Consider the following 18,809-nt stretch of genomic DNA (forward strand, 5'->3'; position numbering starts at 1 on the left):
GTATGACGGCGGAACAAACTCAATGCGAGCGCGCCAGGCAGAAGGCCACGACCTGCTCCAGGGCGGTCTTCATCGGGGAGGGCGGAAACAGCGCCAGCGCGTCAACGGCCATGGCGCCGTAGTGGTGGGCGCGGGTCAGTGTGTCCTCGAGCGCGCGGTGCTTGGTCATCAACCCGATGGCGTGGTCGAGATCGCCGCCGCGGATTTCGCCTTGCTCCAGCGCGCGGACCCAGAACTCGCGTTCGCTGTCATTGCCGCGGCGGAACGCCAGCACCACCGGCAATGTGATCTTGCCCTCGCGGAAATCGTCACCGACGTTCTTGCCGAGCTTGGCGGACTTGCCGCCATAGTCGAGCACGTCGTCGACGAGCTGGAAGGCGATGCCGAGATTCATGCCGACCGAGCGGCACGCGGTCTGCTCTGCCTTCGGCCGGTTGGCGATGACCGGGCCGACCTCGCAGGCGGCGGCGAACAGCTCCGCGGTCTTGCCTCTGATAACGGCGAGATATTCGTCCTCGGTGGTCGCGGTGTTCTTGGCGGCGGCAAGCTGCATCACCTCGCCCTCGGCGATGGTGGCAGCGGCCGAGGAGAGGATGTCGAGCGCGCGCAGCGAGCCGACCTCGACCATCATGCGGAAGGCCTGGCCGAGCAGGAAGTCGCCGACCAGGACGCTGGCCTCGTTGCCCCAGAGCATCCGTGCCGACAATTTGCCGCGCCTGAGCTCGCTTTCGTCGACCACGTCGTCATGCAGCAGGGTTGCGGTATGCATGAACTCGACGGCCGCCGCGAGCTTGATATGGCCGTCGCCGGAATAGCCGGAGAGCTGGGCCATCGCCAATGTCAGCATCGGCCGCAGGCGTTTTCCCCCGGAGGAGATCAGGTGGTTGGCGACCTCCGGGATCATCGTGACCTCGGAGCCGGTCCGCGCCAGGATGGTCGCGTTGACGCGTTCCATGTCGGCGGCGACCAGGGCGACCAGCGGGTCTATCGAAGCGTTCGACGGGTTTTCAAAGGGGACAATAACCGCCACGCTGGTCTCCAAATTTGCCGAAATCACACTATCCTAGGGCGTGACCCGGCAAGTCGATCACTGCGCCTAAAGACTACAATAGAAACTGCGCGCTGGGGCGGCAAGGGTACGAAGCTGTTGACATCTGTCGCATGGTCTGCGCTGGGCACGAAACATGGAGAACGAACACTTGCGGGAATTGGTCCGAACCAATGACATGGTGCTGGTGTCTGCGATCACCGCATTGCTCGACAGCGCCAATATCCATCATCTGGTGCTGGACCAGAACATGAGCGTCATCGAGGGATCGCTCGGCATCCTGCCGCGGCGTATCCTGGTCCATGAGGACGACAACCGCGCCGCGCGTGAGTTGTTGGCCGATGCGGGTTTCGCGCATGAATTGCGCGCCGATGAGTGAAGACGTCAGCGAGGACGCCTTTCTCGGCGGACGATTGCTGCTGCGACAGCTCAAGTCGGGTCACCGCGCCGGACATGACGCCATGTTGCTCGCCGCCGCGACGCGCGCGCGTCACCGCGATCGCGTGGCCGATCTGGGCGCGGGCGTCGGCGCCGCCGGCCTTGCGCTGGCCAAACGTGTTGCCGGCATCGGCCTGGTGATGGTCGAGATCGACGCGCAGCTAGCTGCACTTGCCGAGGCTAACGCCGCCGCCAATGCGATTTCCGCCGACGTGATCGTGCTCGACGTCGAATCATCAGCGGAGGCCTTTGCCGCCGCCGGCCTGCCGCCCGACAGCGTCGATGTCGTGCTGATGAATCCGCCGTTCAATGATTCCCGGCGCCACCGCGCTTCGCCGGACCGGGCGCGCGAGGTCGCGCACATCGCGTCGGCGACAACCTTGCAAAGCTGGATCCATGCCGCGCGGCGCATCCTGAAATCCGGAGGAGAATTGACGCTGATCTGGCGCGCCGATGGCATTGCCGAGGTGCTGGCCGCGCTCGATCGCGGCTTCGGCAGCCTCGAGATCCTGCCCGTTCACGCCGATGTGACCGCGGTGGCGGGCCGCATCCTGGTTCGCGCGGTCAAAGGCGGGCGCGCGCCGACGCGCCTCCATGCCGCTCTCGTGCTCAATGACGAGTCTGGCGTGCCTAATAAAGAGGTACAGGAGAGCTTGATGGGGAAGGGGATATTGCCGCTTGCCGGGTGAAGATGCCGGACCGCGGACCTGTCCTTTACTATTGCGGGAGCGTGTCCGACTGCCGTTCGGGTGCTGCGGTAAAGTGAACCGCCGCGAGCAGGGTACCGATCAGCAAAATCAGCAGATAGATTTTCATCTTGCTCTCCGCTGCGCGATTGCAGCTAGAACACCGCGATGCAAGGGGCGTTCCATCAGTGGATGACAGTGGTGGGATAAAAAACGGTTAATTCGAGGTAACGGGAATGAGTGAACAAAGAATTGATCGCCCCGGACTGCCGGGCCTCTTCGAGAGGCTCGAGGGCTGGCTCCCGGCACGGCTGCGGCGTGGCATGGCCGTGGTGCCGGTGGTACGACTGTCGGGCGTGATCGGCGCGGTGACGCCGCTGCGGCCCGGCATGACGCTCGCCGGCATCGCGAAGACGCTCGAGCGCGCGTTCGCGATCCGCAACGCCAAGGCGGTGGCGCTGGTGATCAATTCGCCCGGCGGCTCGCCGGTGCAGTCGCGCCAGATCTATCTGCGGATCCGGCAGCTCGCCGCCGAAAAGAAGCTGCCGGTGTTGGTGTTCGTCGAGGACGTCGCGGCCTCCGGCGGCTACATGATCGCCTGCGCGGGCGACGAGATCTTCTGCGACCCGTCCTCCATCCTCGGTTCGATCGGGGTGGTCGGCGGCAGCTTCGGTTTCCAGGAACTGATCCGGAAGATCGGCGTCGAGCGGCGGCTCTATACTGCCGGCGAGCACAAGGCGATGCTCGATCCGTTCCTCCCCGAGAAGCCCGAGGAGGTGGCGCGGCTGAAGTCGATCCAGCGCGAGATCCACGAGATCTTCATCGCGCTGGTCAAGGAGAGCCGGGGTGCGCGGCTGAAAGGCGCCGACGATGTGCTCTTCACCGGCGAATATTGGGCCGGCGAATCCTCGATTGCGCTCGGCCTGGCGGACGGGATCGGCGACCTCCGCTCGACGCTCCGTGCCCGCTACGGGGAGAAGGTGCTGACGCCGGTGATTGCGCCCGCAAGCGGGCTGTTGTCGGGGCTTCTCGGGCGGCGGTCGCCCGGGGCCGGCTCGCTGGCGGCGCTGGACCCGCTCGGAGGACTGCCGGATGATTTGATCTCGGCGCTGGAAACGCGGGCGATCTGGGCCAAATTCGGGTTCTAGAGCTTCGGTTCTGATTGAAATCAGAACCGAAGCTCTAGATTCTTTTGTTTTGACGCGTTTTCTTCACGCGAACCGGTGTCCACTTCGCTCGAAAACGCTTTGAAGATGCTGCCGTTTGCCGCATCCGTTACCAAAAGGTTGATTGCGGACCGCCCCAGCTTAAGCGAAAATACCAGCTATTGGGGGCCTGAGAGGTGAACGACAAGGATCGACCGATGCCAGCCATGATCGCATTTGCGGGCGTTTTGGGAGGGCTCGCCGTGGTCCGCTGGGCCTATCGCACGGCCGTGCGGATCAACGAGGAACTGGAAGAGGCGCGTCGCGCCCACATGGCCGAGGCCGTCAGCCGCAGCGAGATTCCGACCCTGCGCCGCGACCCCGTCACCGGCGCCTACCGCCCGGGCTAGGGACTCACATACTCGTCATGCCCGGGCTTGCCCGTCTTCGCTATGGCTTCGCCGGACTGACACTAGAGTGCCCGGCGAAGCCTTGGCGTAGCCCGGTCCCGGGCATCCACGCCCTTCCTTCCTGCTGATGCCAAAGACGTGGATGGCCGGGACAAGCCCGGCCATGACGGAGCACGTGGGACGCGTCTTTCGCGCAATGGGGAGGCGCGTTCGCCTTGATTCCCCGTCTTCCCGCCGATACGGTCCGCGCGCTTTCAAACACCTCATCGCGAGACCGATGCCGACGATGGATTCCCTGCCCGCCCATATGCGCCCGGAACGTTCGTTCCAGGGACTGATCCTGACGCTGCAGCGCTACTGGGCGGATTACGGCTGCGTGATCCTGCAGCCCTATGACATGGAGGTCGGTGCCGGCACCTTCCATCCCGCCACGACCTTGCGCGCGCTGGGGCCGAAGCGCTGGAACGCTGCCTATGTGCAGCCCTCGCGCCGGCCGAAGGACGGCCGCTATGGCGAGAACCCCAACCGTCTCCAGCACTATTACCAGTTCCAGGTGATCCTGAAGCCGTCGCCATCCGACATCCAGGAGCTCTATCTGAAATCGCTGGCCGCGATCGGCGTCGATTCGGCGCTGCATGACATCCGCTTTGTCGAGGACGACTGGGAGAGCCCGACGCTCGGGGCCTGGGGCCTGGGCTGGGAATGCTGGTGCGACGGCATGGAGGTGTCGCAGTTCACCTATTTCCAGCAGGTCGCGGGCGTCGAATGTGCGCCGGTGGCGGGCGAGCTCACTTACGGGCTCGAGCGGCTGGCGATGTATGTGCAGGGCGTCGACCGCGTCTACGACCTCAACTTCAACGGCCGCGAGGGCGCCGAGAAGGTCGCCTATGGCGACGTGTTCCTGCAGGCCGAGCAGGAATATTCGCGGCACAATTTCGAGATTGCCGACACCGCGATGCTGTTCGAACAGTTCAGGATGGCCGAGGAAGCCTGCAAGAAATATCTCGCGGCCGGTTGGCGCGAGGGTGGCAACCAGCGGGAGCACCTGATGGCGCTGCCGGCCTATGACCAGTGCATCAAGGCCAGCCACGTGTTCAACCTGCTCGACTCGCGCGGCGTGATCTCGGTGACGGAGCGGCAGAGCTACATCCTGCGGGTGCGCGAATTGGCGAAAGCCTGCGGCGAAGCCTGGGTGCACACCGAAGCCGGCAGGGCCGCCTGATGCCTGATCTCCTGCTCGAACTGTTTTCCGAGGAAATCCCCGCGCGCATGCAGGCGAAGGCGGCGGACGATCTGCGCCGCATGGTGACCGACAAGCTGGTCGCCGAGGGGCTGGTTTACGAAGGCGCCCGGGCGTTCGCGACGCCGCGGCGGCTGGCGCTGACCGTGCACGGCATTCCGGCGCGGCAGCCCGATCTGAAGGAAGAGCGCCGCGGCCCCCGCGTCGGCGGCCCCGAGCCCGCGATCCAGGGATTCTTGAAAGCCACGGGCCTTGCCTCGATCGACGATGCAAAAATCCAGAGCGACAAGAAGGGCGATTTCTACATCGCGTTGATCGAGAAGCCGGGCCGGCCCGCGCTCGACGTGCTCGCCGAGATCCTGCCTGTCATCGTCAGAACTTTCCCCTGGCCGAAATCGATGCGCTGGGGCGAGCGTTCGGCAAGGCCCGGCGCGCTGACCTGGGTGCGCCCGCTGCACGCCATTACGGCCACCTTCGGCCCCGAGACCGAAGAGCCGGATGTCGTGCCGTTCTCGGTCGACAGCATCGAGGCGGGGCAGACGACGTTCGGCCATCGCTTCATGGCGCCCGCAGCGATCTCCGTGCGCCATTTTGACGACTACGAGGCCAAGCTGAAAGCGGCCAAGGTCGTGCTCGACCCGCAGGCGCGCAAGGACATGATCCTGGCGGATGCAAAGACGCTGGCGCAGGCGCAGAATTTTGAACTGGTCGAGGACCAGGGGCTGCTGGATGAGGTCGCGGGCCTGGTCGAATGGCCGGTCGCGCTGATGGGCTCGTTCGATCAGGAATTTTTGTCGATCCCGGACGAGGTGATCCGCGCCACCATCCGCAACAACCAGAAATGCTTCGTGGTCAGCGATCCCAAGACTGGAAAGCTCACCAACAAGTTCATCCTGACTGCCAATATCGAGGCCACCGACGGCGGCAATGCCATCGTCGCCGGCAACGAGCGCGTGATCCGCGCGCGGCTCTCGGATGCGAAGTTCTTCTACGAGACGGACCTGAAGACGAAGCTCGAGGACCGGCTGCCGAAGTTCGACCAGATCGTGTTCCACGAGAAGCTGGGCAAGCAGGGCGAGCGCATCAAGCGGATCGAGCGATTGGCCGCGGAGGTCGCGCCGCTGGTCGGCGCCGATGTCGAGAAGACGAAACGTGCCGCGCATCTGGCGAAGGCGGATTTGCTGACGGAGGTCGTCGGCGAATTCCCCGAGCTGCAGGGCTTGATGGGCAAGTACTACGCGCTGGCGCAGGGCGAGGATGCGTCCGTCGCTGCCGCGAGCGAGGAGCATTACAAGCCGCAGGGGCCCGCGGATCGCGTACCGACCGATCCGGTGAGCGTCGCGGTCGCGCTGGCGGACAAGATCGATACGCTGGTCGGATTCTGGGCGATCGACGAGAAGCCGACCGGGAGCAAGGACCCGTATGCGCTGAGGCGCGCGGCGCTGGGGGTGATACGGCTTATCCTCGAGAACAATATTCGTACTAGTCTAATCAAGACGATCACGACCTTCGTCGCCACGTTGCTTGAGAGTGACGCTGTAAAGGCCGCTGAGAGTCCGATTGCTATCGCGCCGTCACTATTGGTCTTCTTCGCCGACCGTCTCAAAGTCCAGCTTCGCGACCAGGGTGCGCGGCACGATCTCGTCGATGCCGTGTTCTCGCTCGGCGGGCAGGACGATCTCCTGGTCGTGGTCCGCCGCGTCGAGGCGCTCGGCAAATTCCTCGACAGCGACGACGGCAAGAACCTGCTTGCGGGCACCAAGCGCGCGGGCAACATCCTTGCGATCGAGGAGAAGAGGGACAAGCGCACGTTTGACGGCGCGCCCGATCCGTCGCTCTATCGGCAAGACGAAGAGAAGGCGCTGGCGAAGGCGATCGATCAGGTGAAGCGCGAGGCGAGTGCTGCGGTCGCGGCTGAGGACTTCGCTGGCGCGATGAGTGTGATGGCGACGCTGCGGCCGGCGGTGGATGCGTTCTTCGACAAGGTCAAGGTCAATGACGACGACCCGAAGGTGCGCGAGAACCGGCTGAAGCTGCTGAATGAAATTCGCGCGGCAACGCGGGCGGTGGCGGATTTCTCCAAGATCCAGGATTGAGTTTGACGCCGTCATTCCGGGGCGCGCGAAGCGCGAGCCCGGAATCCATTTCGCCGCGTACCCTGCCGCCCGATGGATTCCGGGCTCGTCCTTCGGACGCCCCGGAATGACGGCGTGGGGCGCCAGAAATATTCCGCAACATTTACCCCTCATTAACCACGTCCTGCGAAGGTCGTGACGGGTGAACGGTTTCTTAAGAAATCGCCCGCGCGCAAATGCAGGAATTTCCCGATGACCTCCATCGGCACGGCGCTCAATCCTTACGCCCAATATGGTTCGGCCTATGCGCGGGCGGCGGCGACGCCGTCGCTGGCATCGACGCTGTCCAATGACAGCGCGAACAATGACCCACTCGCGTCCAACAGCGCGACCAACCTCACCCTGTCGGAAGCGGCCCGCGCGCAGCTCGCAAAAGCATCGCCGCTCGACTTCACGACGGTCACGAACGACGCGCGCGCGACGCTCGACCGGCTCTATACGGCAGCCGGCGTGAAGGGACCGCTGGTCGATGGCAAGACCACGATCGATCTCTCGAGCCTGGATCGCCGCTCGCTGTTTGCGATTTCGACCAACAATGGCGGCAAGTTCAGCCCCGACGAACAGGCGGTGGCGGCCAGCGCGTTGAAGCAGCGCTTCGATGCCGCGCTGGCGCCGTCGCTGGCGACCACGCGCCTGACCGGCGACTACAATGTCAGCTACAAGGCGGCGCTGGATTATCTCGACGGCGCAAGCCCGGAAGAGAAGGCGACGGCGACCTGGGCGGCCCAGCGCGCCGCAGTGTTCAAGGGCTATCAGGCGACGCAGACCGACCCGACGGTGGCGCCAACGGGAATTGCCGGCGATCCGATCGCGGCCGCGCTCGCTGACACGGCCAGCCCCGCGACGGGCCAGAGCCGCAACTTCGGCGATATCGCCAGCGACGTGCGCGGGTTTCTCGACCGCCAGAAGAGCGAGGCGGCGAGCAACGGCAAGGAACTGGTCTATGACCCCAAGCGCAAGACCGGACAATTGGCTGATCTGTCCTCGCTCGACAATCGCTCGCTGTCGGCGATCACCCTGAACAAGGACAATCGCTTCTCCGGCGAGGAGATCTATGCCGCCAAGCAGGAATTGAGTGCGCGGACGCGCGCCTCCGTGCTCGATGCGCTGAAGCAGAGCCAGTCAACCGGCGATCCGCGCCAGCTCAGCCTCGGCATCCTGAAAGCCTATTCCTCGATGAGCTCCGAAGAGCGGATGGCGGCGAACTGGACGCCCGAATTCCAGGATGCCGCGATCAAGAACTACAAATCGACCTCGACGCTGCTCTCGATGCTGCGATCGTAAATTGAGGATGTAGGCGTCTCTTGCTCCGAGATTCCGGGTTCGGTCCTGCGGACCGCCCCGGAATGACGGGAATACGGATGTGCAAAGCAAAGCCCCGCCTGGAGGGGAGCGCCAGGCGGGGCTCTTGGGTCCGGTCGCTGTCGCACACATCCGCTTGCGCGGCGCCCGGACTACTCGCTTACGTCCAAGGCTAGCTCGTCACTAGTCGATCACCTGAACGATGCGACGCGAGCGCGGCTCGACCAGCACGGTCTCGCCGTTCACGACGGTGTAGCGGAACGGGGTTCCGCCGAAGCGCTGCGGCACGTCGTAATAGGTCACGCCGGTTTCCGGCAGCACGGTGCCGACCACAACGCGATCGGAAATCGTGTAGTTCGGCACGCGCTCGCGGACGATATATTCGCGGAACGCCGGCCGCTGATCGACCGTGATCCCGCCACCTTCTTCGACCACAACGGTATTGCCGCCGACAACGCCGGTGGTGACGCTGCCTTGCGCCTGCGCCGCGACCGGTGCACTGATCGCGCACGCCATCGCTGCAACGGCAAGGAATCGGTTTCGCATGGCTCACTCCTTCGCGACGATTTTGCTTTGAGGCGGGGTCTCCTTTGAGACGCCGCGAGTGCCGGCTTTTTGCCGATGCACAATGTGGGGCCAATGCATCGCGCGCGCCGATGTTCCGCAAAAAGCGCGGCCATATCCGCGGCAATTTTGAGCAATTTTCGTGGATAGCGGAACCGATTGAACCGTCGAACGTCTCAAATATTGGGCCGTGCTGGCGGGCGGGGCCGATTCCCGGTCTGACGCGTTTCCTTCATGCGAAACCGGTAACACTTCGCTCGAAAACGCGATGCCAGTACAATACCCGCCTCGATTCGATTTCCTTCCCGAACAAATCTGCTGGAGCTTTCTCAAATGGTCATCACCGCTGCGCATGTCCCTGCCATCGTGGCCCTGATCGCAGGCATTCTGATCCTGGTCATGCCGCGGCTGCTGAACTTCATCGTTGCGATCTACCTGATCTTCGTGGGCTTGGTCGGCATGGGGCTTTTGCGCTGGCTGCATTTGTAGGATCGAAAGCCCGTTCGCAGCTTGCGCCCGACACACCAAAGTGGTGTAAGGCGCCCATCTTCTTGCCCCTCACTCCGGATTGTTGAAAGCCATGGCCAAAGCCGTTGCCAAGTCCAAGAAAGCAGCAGAGAAAAGCGCAGCGAAATCAAAGCCATCCGCCCCGGCCCGCAAGGCCGCTCCGGCGGCGCGAAAGGCGCTGAAGAAGAGCGCGCCAAAGGTGGCGGCGAAGGCTCCGGTCAAGGCTCCCGCCAAGACTCCTGTTAAGGCTGCTCCTGTTAAGACTCCTGTCAAGGCTGCTGCTAAGGCCCCCGCCAAGCCGGTGGCGAAGTCCGTGACGAAAGCGCCGGCGTCAAAGCCGGCCGTGGCGGCGATCAAGCCCAACAAATGGGTCTTCACCTTCGGCGACGGCAAGGCCGAGGGCAAAGCCGAGATGCGCGATCTGCTCGGCGGCAAGGGCGCCAACCTCGCCGAGATGGCCAATCTGGGCCTGCCGGTGCCGCCCGGCTTCACGATCCCGACCTCGGTCTGCACTTATTTCTACGAGCACGAGAAGACCTATCCAAAAGAGCTGAAGGCGCAGGTTGAGAAGGCGCTCGACTATGTCGGCAAGCTGACCGGCAAGATCTTCGGCGACGCCAAGAACCCGCTCCTGGTCTCGGTCCGCTCCGGCGCCCGCGCCTCGATGCCGGGCATGATGGACACCGTGCTCAACCTGGGGCTGAACGACCAGACCGTGGAGGCGCTGGCCGATCTCTCGGGCGACCGCCGCTTTGCCTATGACAGCTACCGCCGCTTCATCACGATGTATTCGGACGTGGTGCTCGGCTTTGAGCACCATCACTTCGAAGACATCCTCGACGCCTTCAAGGACAGCCAGGGCTATTCGCTGGACACCGACCTGACCGGTGACGACTGGGTCGAGCTGGTCGGCAAATACAAGGAAGCGGTCGAGCGCGAGACTGGCCATCCGTTCCCGCAGGATCCGCACGATCAGCTCTGGGGCGCGATCGGCGCGGTGTTCTCCTCGTGGATGAACGCGCGCGCGGTCACCTACCGCAAGCTGCACGACATTCCGGCGACCTGGGGCACTGCCGTCAACGTGCAGGCGATGGTGTTCGGCAATATGGGCGAGACGTCGGCGACCGGCGTCGCCTTCACCCGCAATCCCTCGACCGGCGAGAGCAAGCTCTACGGCGAATTCCTGATCAACGCGCAGGGCGAGGACGTCGTGGCCGGCATCCGCACGCCGCAGGACATCACCGAGTACGCGCGTCAGGAGAGCGGCTCCGACAAGCCGTCGATGGAAACCGCGATGCCCGACGCGTTCAAGGAGCTGACGCGGATCTACACGCTGCTCGAAAAGCACTACCGCGACATGCAGGACATGGAGTTCACGGTCGAGCAGGGCAAGCTGTGGATGCTGCAGACCCGCGGCGGCAAGCGCACCGCGAAGGCGGCGCTGCGCATCGCCGTCGAGCTCGCCAATGAGGGCCTGATCTCGAAAGAAGATGCGGTGACGCGGATCGATCCGGCCTCGCTCGATCAATTGCTGCACCCGACCATCGATCCGGCGGCGACGCGCGATATCATCTGCACCGGCCTGCCGGCCTCGCCGGGTGCTGCGTCCGGCGAGATCGTGTTTTCCTCCGACGAAGCGGCCAAGCTGCAGGCTGACGGCCGCAAGGTCATTCTCGTCCGTGTCGAGACCAGCCCGGAAGACATCCACGGCATGCACGCGGCCGAGGGCATCCTGACCACCCGCGGCGGCATGACCTCGCATGCCGCGGTGGTCGCGCGCGGCATGGGCAAGCCCTGCGTCTCCGGCTGCGGCGCCATCCGCGTCGATTACGGCCGCGGCACGATGAGCGTCGGCTCGCGCACCTTCAAGGCGGGCGACGTCATCACCATCGATGGCGGCATCGGCCAGGTGCTGGCCGGGCGCATGCCGATGATCGAGCCGGAGCTGTCGGGCGAGTTCGGCACGCTGATGGGCTGGGCCGACGGCGTGCGCCGGCTGGGCGTCCGCGTCAACGGCGATACCCCCGACGATGCGCGCACCGCGGTGAAGTTCGGTGCAGAGGGCATCGGCCTCTGCCGCACCGAGCACATGTTCTTCGAGGAGACGCGCATCCGCACGGTGCGCGAGATGATCCTGTCGGAAGACGAGCAATCGCGCCGCGCCGCGCTGTCGAAGCTGTTGCCGATGCAGCGCGCCGACTTCGTCGAGCTGTTCGAGATCATGAAGGGCCTCCCCGTCACGATCCGCCTGCTCGATCCGCCGCTGCACGAGTTCCTGCCGCACACCCAGGCCGAGATCGAGGAAGTCGCGCGCGCGATGAACACCGATCCGCGCCGGCTCGCCGATCGCGCCCGCGAACTCGCCGAGTTCAACCCGATGCTCGGCTTCCGTGGCTGCCGTCTTGCGATCGCCTATCCTGAGATCGCCGAGATGCAGGCGCGCGCGATCTTCGAGGCGGCGGTCGAAGCCGGCAAGCGCACCGGCAAGGCTGTCGGGCTCGAGGTGATGGTGCCGCTGATCGCCACCAAGGCCGAGTTCGACCTGGTGAAGGCGCGGATCGACGCCACCGCGCATGCGGTGACGAAGGAGACCGGCGCCAAGCTGACCTACCAGGTCGGCACCATGATCGAGCTGCCGCGCGCCTGCCTGATGGCCGGCAAGGTCGCCGAGACCGCCGAGTTCTTCTCCTTCGGCACCAACGACCTGACCCAGACCACCTACGGCATCAGCCGCGACGACGCCGCGAGCTTCCTCGGCACCTACATCGCCAAGGGTATCCTCGAGATCGATCCCTTCATCTCGGTCGATCGCGACGGCGTCGGCGAGCTGGTCAGGATCGGCGTGGAGCGCGGCCGCAAGACGCGGCCCAACCTGAAGGTCGGCATCTGCGGCGAGCATGGCGGCGATCCCGCCTCGGTCGCGTTCTGCCACGAGGTCGGGCTCGACTATGTCTCGTGCTCGCCCTACCGCGTGCCGATCGCGCGGCTGGCCGCAGCCCAAGCCGCGCTCGGCAAGGCGATCGCGAGCCAGGCGTGACGCGCTTCACCTCTCCCGCTTGCGGGGGAGGGAGTGCAGCATTGATCGCGGATGCAATTCGATATTCTTCATGCGCTAACTGAGGAATGGCTGGGGATTTCCCAGCCATTTTCTTTTGTGCGCGACGTCCGCCGGATGGTCCTGCGAGCGCGCGGGCAAGGAAAGACGCGTTACAGGCGTAACCCAACTTTCCGCGTGCTGAAATCGAACTGTAACCCGCGCTCACAATCCTGTGCCAGTAGAGTGAGGTTTGGTATGGGATGCTTCAGATTGTTTTTGCGTATTCAATTGAGATCAGCGCAGCGACGGCGCGATGGCGGGCGAGCGTCAGGATTGGGGCGTGATGGGAAGTGACCCTTCTATCACGGCTGCTTGTGCTGGTGGCTGTTGCTCTGCTGCCGGCAATAGCGATCCAAGCGTATAATGAATTCGACCTGCGTCGCGCGCGTCAGATCGAGGTGCAGAACCAGGCGCTCAATCTGGCTGAACTTGCCGCCGCGGAGCAACGGCAGATCGTTCAGGGAATTCATCAGGTCCTGATCACGCTGTCGGAGCTTCCGTCGATCAAGGCGAAGGACGGCGAGTCGTGCAATGCATATATGGGCGCTATCAAGCAGCGATTCCCGGCTTTCCTCACCGTTGTCGTCACCGATTTGAACGGCATCACGTTCTGCACCCCCGACAATAATCGCAAGCCGGTCGATGTCTCGGGCCGGGCCTATTTCGCCAACTTGCGGAAAACCGGCGCATTCTCCGTCGGCGAGTTCTCGCTGGGCCTGTCATCCGGTCGAAAGGCCATTCAGTTTGCATTGCCTTTCTACGAGCAGGACGGGCAGATGGGGGGTGCCATCATCGCAACCCTCAGCCTGGATTGGCTCGCCGACTACATTGCGCGAAAGGGCGCGCCGGCGGGAGCTGCGCTCGGAATCATGGACCGCAATGGGAGGTACCTTGCCCGCTATCCCGACAACGCGCGCTTTGTCGGGCGGACCCTGAGCGAAGGGCATGAACCACACCTTGAGAAATCCGGTGCGGCCGACACCACGGAGCTCGACGGCGTGGAGCGGATCGTCGGCTATGCAGCCCTGCCGGACAGTTCCGGAGGCCTTCTCATCAGCTTCGGCCTGGACAAGGACCAGGCATTCACCGCAATCCAGCACGGCACGCAGCGCGGCGTCTTCCTGATCATCCTGAGTACCGCGCTTGTGCTGATCCTGACATCGTTGGGCGCCCGGCGGTTCATCCGTCGCCCGCTTGGGCAATTGGTCGACGCCGCCAACCGATGGCGGCTCGGCGATTTTACCCGGCGGGTCGACATCCATGGCACTTCCGAAATCGCGCGGGTCGCCGATGCATTCAACACCATGGCCGATGCGCTGGAACACCGCGAGCAGGAATTGTCCGATGCGAGGAAGAAAGCGGAGGAAGCCGCGGCCCGGATCACGATGATCTTCGAGAGCACCACCGACAGCGTGCTGATCATCGATCAGGACTGGCGCCTCACCTATCTCAACGGACCCGCCTGGACAGACCTTGCGGAGGGGCAGGATGTCAGGGGCCTGACGTTGTCGGAGGCGTTTCCAGACGCCGATGACCTCGATATCACCAACCAGATCCTGGAGGTGACATCAACGCAGCGGCCGGCATTCCTCGAAGTGTTCTGTACGCGTCGACAGGTCTGGTACGCGGTCAATGCGTTTCCCTCCAGCCAGGGTCTCGTGATCTTTCTTCGCGACATCACCGATCATAAGCATGCGGTGGAGGCGCGCCGGCTGATCGAGGAGCAATTCCACCAGAGCCAAAAGATGGAGTCGGTCGGTCAGCTCACCGGGGGGATTGCGCACGACTTCAATAACCTGCTCACGGTGGTCTCGAACAGCCTCGACCTCATCGAGGATGCTGCCGACATTGGCAAGGTCCGGCAGTACGCCGCGGCAGCGCGTCGCGCCACCCAGCGAGGGGAGAAGCTGACGTCGCAGCTTCTCGCCTTCTCGCGGCGGCAGATACTCAATCCCAAACTCGTCAACGCGAATCAGCTCATTGCCGAATTCCAGGGTCTGATCCAGCAAGCGGTCGGGGGAGGCTGCGAGGTCAGGCTGCGGACCGACGAGCAATTGTGGCTGTGCCATGTCGATCCTTCATCGCTGGAGACCGCTCTTCTCAACCTTGCGCTCAATGGGCGCGATGCGATGCCGGACGGCGGCGTGCTCGAGATCGAGACGCGGAATGTCGAACTCGAGCAGGGGGCCGTGGCCGAGTGTCAGGCAGGACCTTATGTGTGGCTGGCCGTCAAGGATTCCGGCTGCGGGATGCCGCCCGAAGTGCGCGACAGGATCTTCGAGCCCTTCTTCACGACCAAGGAAGTCGGCAAGGGGACCGGGCTTGGCCTCAGCATGGTCTATGGCTTCGTTCGACAGTCCGGCGGGCACGTCACTGTCGAAAGCACGCCGGGAGCAGGGACTACGGTCGCACTCTACCTGCCCAAGGCCGACAAAGCGCCGGAGGCGCCGGTGCAAGAACGGAAGGCACGAGCTATACCGGGAGGTTCGGAGCGGATCCTCGTCGTCGACGACAATGAGGATCTGCTCGAGGTCACCTCGGCGATGTTGAGCTCGTTCGGCTACGAAGTTGTCTGTGCCCGCAACGGACTTGAGGCCCTGAAGATGTTGAGGGGCGACGAGGACTTCGCGCTCCTGTTCAGCGACATCGTGATGCCGAGCGGCATGAACGGCATCGAGCTGGCGCGCGAAGCGAGACGGCTGTGCAGGGACATCAAGATCCTGCTCACCTCCGGTTATGCCGGAGATGCATTGGAACGGCACCACGCCGTGGACGAGTTTCCGATCATCGAGAAACCCTTCCATGTCGCGGACCTTGCCCGGCGCCTGCAGGCGCTCCTGCACGAAGACTAGAGCGTGATCCGATCAGGCTGCTGGACAATTGAATCAGAGCCCACCCCACGTCGTTGCGAGCGGAGCGAAGCAATCCATGCCGCCACTCGGCGAGAGATGGATTGCTTCGCTCCGCTCGCAATGACAACGGATAGAGCCGCTGACACGTCCCGAGCATCTTCACGCGGTGAAGACTTTCTTCACCACGTTCGTTGACCTCATATTTACCACTTTCATCCGCGAGGCATTTACCAATGCATTCGATGCGTCGCGCAAAATCTGTGCGATCTCTTGTGTGTAGCGGACAAGCCACGCCGATTAACCCCGCGGCAACCTAAATTCGATACCAACAAATTTGGTCGAATGGCACGGATGGACTGCGTTCGGTCGTTGTAAGCGTTGCGTGAGCGTATCGATGTTAGTGTTGCGTAACCATCCGAAGGGCGCACGGTTCGCGCTCTTCGGACTCGGTCTTAGCATCTTCGCATTGATGCCGACCGAGATCGGATATCAGGACATCGCGTCACTGCTTGCCCGTCAGCCCGGCGTTGCCGAGCGCTGGCAGAAGCGGATGTTCTCCGCCATGGGGACGATCCACGTCGCCGCCTACAGCTTCGGCCGGCCGATCGGGACGTCCTCGCCGCAAGTTGCCACCTATCGGCTGGCGCGGCTCGACAGCCAAGGCGGCGACCTCACCGGTTCCATCACCCGCAACCCGATCGTCGCGCAGCCGCCGCGCTACGCCGCCTCCGATTTCCCCACGGTCGATCGCACGCTGAAGGGCGATCGCCTCGCCGTCGCGCCGCCGGCTGAAGCTGCGCCCAGCGAGTCCGCGCCTGCAAGCGAAGATCCCTCGACCTCGAACTCTTCGGTCAGAGGCATGAAGACCGCTGCGCGCGCACCCGCCGCACATGTGCCGCTCGATCCGGAATTGCAGGACGCGCTGAACGCGCCGCCATTGCCGCAATATGCGCCGTCGCAGCCGGCGTCACCGACGGCCGCTCCCGAGACGGCGCCTCCGGCGCGCGATGCGTTCGCGTTCAAGACCTCAAACCTGTTCTTCGGCTCGTCGCTCGGAACGCCCGAGACCATGGAGCGCTGGCAGCCGGGCGAGGAGCCGACGATCGTCGCGCCCGATGCCTCGCCCGATCCGGACATGAAGGCGATGGCCTCGCTGCCCGTCGATGCCGACGGCCCGGTGCGCGCCGGCGACATGGGTGAGAGCATTGCGCCGAAGGGCGAGGTCAATGCCGACGACCAGCACGCCAAGACGCCGGCCGAGCGGCTCGGCCTGTTCGACGAGAAGTCGCGCGCCAAATCCGAAAAGTGCCTTGCCGAAGCCGTCTATTTCGAAGCGAGGGGCGAGGCGGTGCGTGGCCAGATCGCGGTGGCGCAGGTGGTGTTGAACCGCGCTTTCTCCGGCAAATATCCGACCAACGTCTGTGGCGTGGTCTACCAGAACAAGTATCGCCACTTCGCCTGCCAGTTCACCTTCGCCTGCGACAACGTCCGCGACGTGATCCGCGAGCCTGATATGTGGGACCGCGCGCGGAAGATCGCCAAGGCGATGCTGGATGGCCGGCTCTGGCTGCCCGAGGTCGACAAGTCGACGCACTATCACGCCTATTGGGTGCGCCCGTCCTGGGTCAGCGAAATGAAGAAGACGTACAAGTTCGGCGTCCACACCTTCTATCGCCCGCGCGCCTGGGGCAATGGCAGCGACGCGCCGAGCTGGGGAAACCCGGCCGAGACCGCGGAGATCTCGGCGGAGCTCGCCGAGGCCGCAAAAAGCTCCGCCGAGCAGGCCAGCGCGAAGCGGTAGCTCTCTCGTCGTCCTCGCGAAAGCGAGGACCCATAACCACAGGCCGTGTGCTCCGCTGCAACCACTTGCTTGCGCCACAACACCTCCCTGTGGCTATGGGTCCCGGCGTTCGCCGGGACGACGGCAGAGTGTTCCCATCATTCTGCAGGGCTGCCCTGCGTTGAAATTTTTCTCTCCGGCCCCCTTGGGGTTTTCATGCAAATGCATTAACTCCCTGTAACCTTTCGTCCGGCGGGTGGGACCGCCCATGATGTAGCATGCAGGGGGAATTGATGGCTGTGACCACCGGCGACCTTCGGCCTTCCTCCGGTCTCGATAGCTGGCGCACGCCGCTGATCATCATCATCTGCGGCTGCGCGATCGCGCTGCTCAGCTTTGGGCCACGCTCGGCGCTCGGCTTCTTCGTGCAGCCGATGAGCCGCGAATTCGCCTGGGGCCGCGACGTCTTCGGTCTCGCGCTGGCGCTGCAGAACCTATTGTGGGGACTGGGCCAGCCGATCGCCGGCGCGATCGCCGACCGCTTCGGCATCGTGCGCGTAATGATCGTGGGCGCGCTGCTCTATGCCGGCGGCCTTTACATGATGCGTTATTCGGCAACGCCGCTGTCGCTCGACATCGGCGCCGGCGTGCTGATCGGTTTCGGCCTGTCCGGCTCCTCGTTCAATCTGGTGCTGTCGGCCTTCAGCAAATTGCTGCCGCCGGAAAAGCGCGGCCTCGCGCTCGGCGCCGGCACCGCGGCGGGCTCGTTCGGCCAGTTCCTGTTCGCGCCCTTCGGCGTGGCGATGATCGATAATTTCGGCTGGCAGGCCGCGCTGACCGTGTTCGCCGCGCTGATGCTCTTGATCGTGCCGCTGTCGCTTGCGATCGCGACGCCGCGGGCGGAAACGACCAACGTGCCGGCCGCCGACCAGCAGTCGTTCAAGACGGCGCTGGCGGAAGCGTTCGGCCATCGCTCCTATGTGCTGCTGGTGCTCGGCTTCTTCACCTGCGGCTTCCAGCTCGCTTTCATCACCGTGCACCTGCCGGCCTATCTCGTTGATCGCGGCATTCCGACCTCGACCGGCGGCTGGGTGATCGCGGCGATCGGCCTCTTCAACATCATGGGCTCGCTCGGCGTCGGCTGGCTGCAGAACTTCTTCCCCAAGCGCTACATCCTGTCAGTGATCTACTTCACCCGCGCGCTGGCGACCGTTGCCTTCATCTCGTTCCCGATCACGACGTTCTCCGCGGTCGCCTTCGGCGCGGTCTCTGGCTTGACCTGGCTGTCGACGGTGCCGCCGACCTCGGCGCTGGTGGCGCTGATGTTCGGCACGCGCTGGTTCGCCACGCTCTATGGCTTCGCCTTCGTCAGCCACCAGGTCGGCGGGTTCCTGGGCGTCTGGCTCGGCGGCATCGTGTTCGAGCAGTATGGTTCCTACACGCCGATCTGGTGGCTCTCGATCCTGTTCGGCGTGCTGTCGGCGCTGATCAACCTGCCGATCGTGGAGGCCCCAGTGTCGCGCCCGGTTGCGCAGCCGGCCTGATGCGATAAACAGCATCCCGCACAAATTCGTCGTCATGCCCGGGCTTGTCCCGGGCATCCAC

At 64.2% G+C, this 18,809-nt stretch carries 15 protein-coding genes; 12 read left to right on the forward strand and 3 right to left on the reverse strand.

The genetic code is table 11. The annotated features are described in order from the left end of the window. Positions 1 to 19: 19 nt before the first annotated feature. Positions 20 to 1,030 (reverse strand): polyprenyl synthetase family protein, encoded by a 1,011-nt coding sequence (locus tag OZ411_RS04120; protein ID WP_130582920.1) that lies wholly within the window; start codon positions 1,028 to 1,030, stop codon positions 20 to 22. Between the two features lie 169 nt (positions 1,031 to 1,199). Here OZ411_RS04120 and OZ411_RS04125 point away from each other — a divergent pair, with 169 nt between their 5' ends. The 7 genes from OZ411_RS04125 (at position 1,200) to OZ411_RS04155 (ending at position 8,386) form a co-directional block, all read left to right on the forward strand. Beyond that, positions 1,200 to 1,427: a DUF2007 domain-containing protein gene (locus OZ411_RS04125; RefSeq protein ID WP_028166900.1), complete on the forward strand. Its 228-nt coding sequence runs from the start codon at positions 1,200 to 1,202 to the stop codon at positions 1,425 to 1,427. Continuing rightward, entirely contained in the window at positions 1,420 to 2,175 is a 756-nt protein-coding gene (locus tag OZ411_RS04130) for a methyltransferase (RefSeq protein WP_282526935.1), read from the forward strand. The genes OZ411_RS04125 and OZ411_RS04130 overlap by 8 nt, the downstream gene beginning before the upstream one ends. A 233-nt stretch (positions 2,176 to 2,408) precedes the next feature. Further along, the gene (locus OZ411_RS04135; protein WP_130582921.1) at positions 2,409 to 3,320 is read left to right on the forward strand and encodes a S49 family peptidase; all 912 of its coding nucleotides are present in this window, start codon (positions 2,409 to 2,411) and stop codon (positions 3,318 to 3,320) included. 215 nt (positions 3,321 to 3,535) lie between these two features. Further along, positions 3,536 to 3,727 (forward strand): hypothetical protein, encoded by a 192-nt coding sequence (locus OZ411_RS04140; protein WP_130582922.1) that lies wholly within the window; start codon positions 3,536 to 3,538, stop codon positions 3,725 to 3,727. A 286-nt stretch (positions 3,728 to 4,013) separates the two neighbouring features. Further along, on the forward strand, positions 4,014 to 4,949 hold the full coding sequence (locus OZ411_RS04145) for a glycine--tRNA ligase subunit alpha (RefSeq protein ID WP_130582923.1): 936 nt from the start codon (positions 4,014 to 4,016) through the stop codon (positions 4,947 to 4,949). Beyond that, a complete protein-coding gene (gene glyS, locus OZ411_RS04150; RefSeq protein WP_282526936.1) occupies positions 4,949 to 7,063 on the forward strand; it encodes a glycine--tRNA ligase subunit beta in 2,115 nt (704 codons plus the stop codon). Before OZ411_RS04145 ends, glyS begins: the two co-directional genes overlap by 1 nt. Positions 7,064 to 7,294: 231 nt before the next feature. Continuing rightward, the gene (locus tag OZ411_RS04155) at positions 7,295 to 8,386 is read left to right on the forward strand and encodes a hypothetical protein (RefSeq protein WP_282526937.1); all 1,092 of its coding nucleotides are present in this window, start codon (positions 7,295 to 7,297) and stop codon (positions 8,384 to 8,386) included. A gap of 201 nt (positions 8,387 to 8,587) precedes the next feature. On the opposite strand, the gene OZ411_RS04160 is transcribed toward OZ411_RS04155, so the two are convergent. After that, positions 8,588 to 8,950, reverse strand: a complete 363-nt coding sequence (locus OZ411_RS04160) for a DUF1236 domain-containing protein (RefSeq protein ID WP_130580422.1) — start codon at positions 8,948 to 8,950, stop codon at positions 8,588 to 8,590. Positions 8,951 to 9,301: 351 nt separating this feature from the next. Between OZ411_RS04160 and OZ411_RS04165 the strand changes: the two genes are divergently transcribed. Further along, positions 9,302 to 9,457, forward strand: coding sequence for a DUF3096 domain-containing protein (locus OZ411_RS04165; RefSeq protein WP_080663951.1), 156 nt, complete (start codon positions 9,302 to 9,304; stop codon positions 9,455 to 9,457). Positions 9,458 to 9,526: 69 nt separating this feature from the next. On the opposite strand, the gene OZ411_RS04170 is transcribed toward OZ411_RS04165, so the two are convergent. Continuing rightward, entirely contained in the window at positions 9,527 to 9,697 is a 171-nt protein-coding gene (locus OZ411_RS04170) for a hypothetical protein (RefSeq protein ID WP_245476405.1), read from the reverse strand. Positions 9,698 to 9,788: 91 nt separating this feature from the next. Between OZ411_RS04170 and ppdK the strand changes: the two genes are divergently transcribed. The 4 genes from ppdK to OZ411_RS04190 all read left to right on the forward strand — a co-directional run bounded on the left by ppdK (position 9,789) and on the right by OZ411_RS04190 (position 18,748). Further along, a complete protein-coding gene (gene ppdK, locus OZ411_RS04175) occupies positions 9,789 to 12,512 on the forward strand; it encodes a pyruvate, phosphate dikinase (protein ID WP_282526938.1) in 2,724 nt (907 codons plus the stop codon). Between the two features lie 350 nt (positions 12,513 to 12,862). After that, positions 12,863 to 15,424, forward strand: a complete 2,562-nt coding sequence (locus tag OZ411_RS04180; RefSeq protein WP_282526939.1) for an ATP-binding protein — start codon at positions 12,863 to 12,865, stop codon at positions 15,422 to 15,424. Between the two features lie 394 nt (positions 15,425 to 15,818). Next, positions 15,819 to 17,225, forward strand: a complete 1,407-nt coding sequence (locus tag OZ411_RS04185) for a cell wall hydrolase (protein ID WP_282526940.1) — start codon at positions 15,819 to 15,821, stop codon at positions 17,223 to 17,225. Positions 17,226 to 17,497: 272 nt separating this feature from the next. Continuing rightward, positions 17,498 to 18,748, forward strand: coding sequence for an MFS transporter (locus tag OZ411_RS04190; RefSeq protein ID WP_282526941.1), 1,251 nt, complete (start codon positions 17,498 to 17,500; stop codon positions 18,746 to 18,748). The last annotated feature ends 61 nt before the right edge of the window (positions 18,749 to 18,809 follow it).

It is taken from the genome of Bradyrhizobium sp. Arg237L, assembly GCF_029990105.1.
In the GTDB taxonomy this organism is placed as follows: domain Bacteria; phylum Pseudomonadota; class Alphaproteobacteria; order Rhizobiales; family Xanthobacteraceae; genus Bradyrhizobium.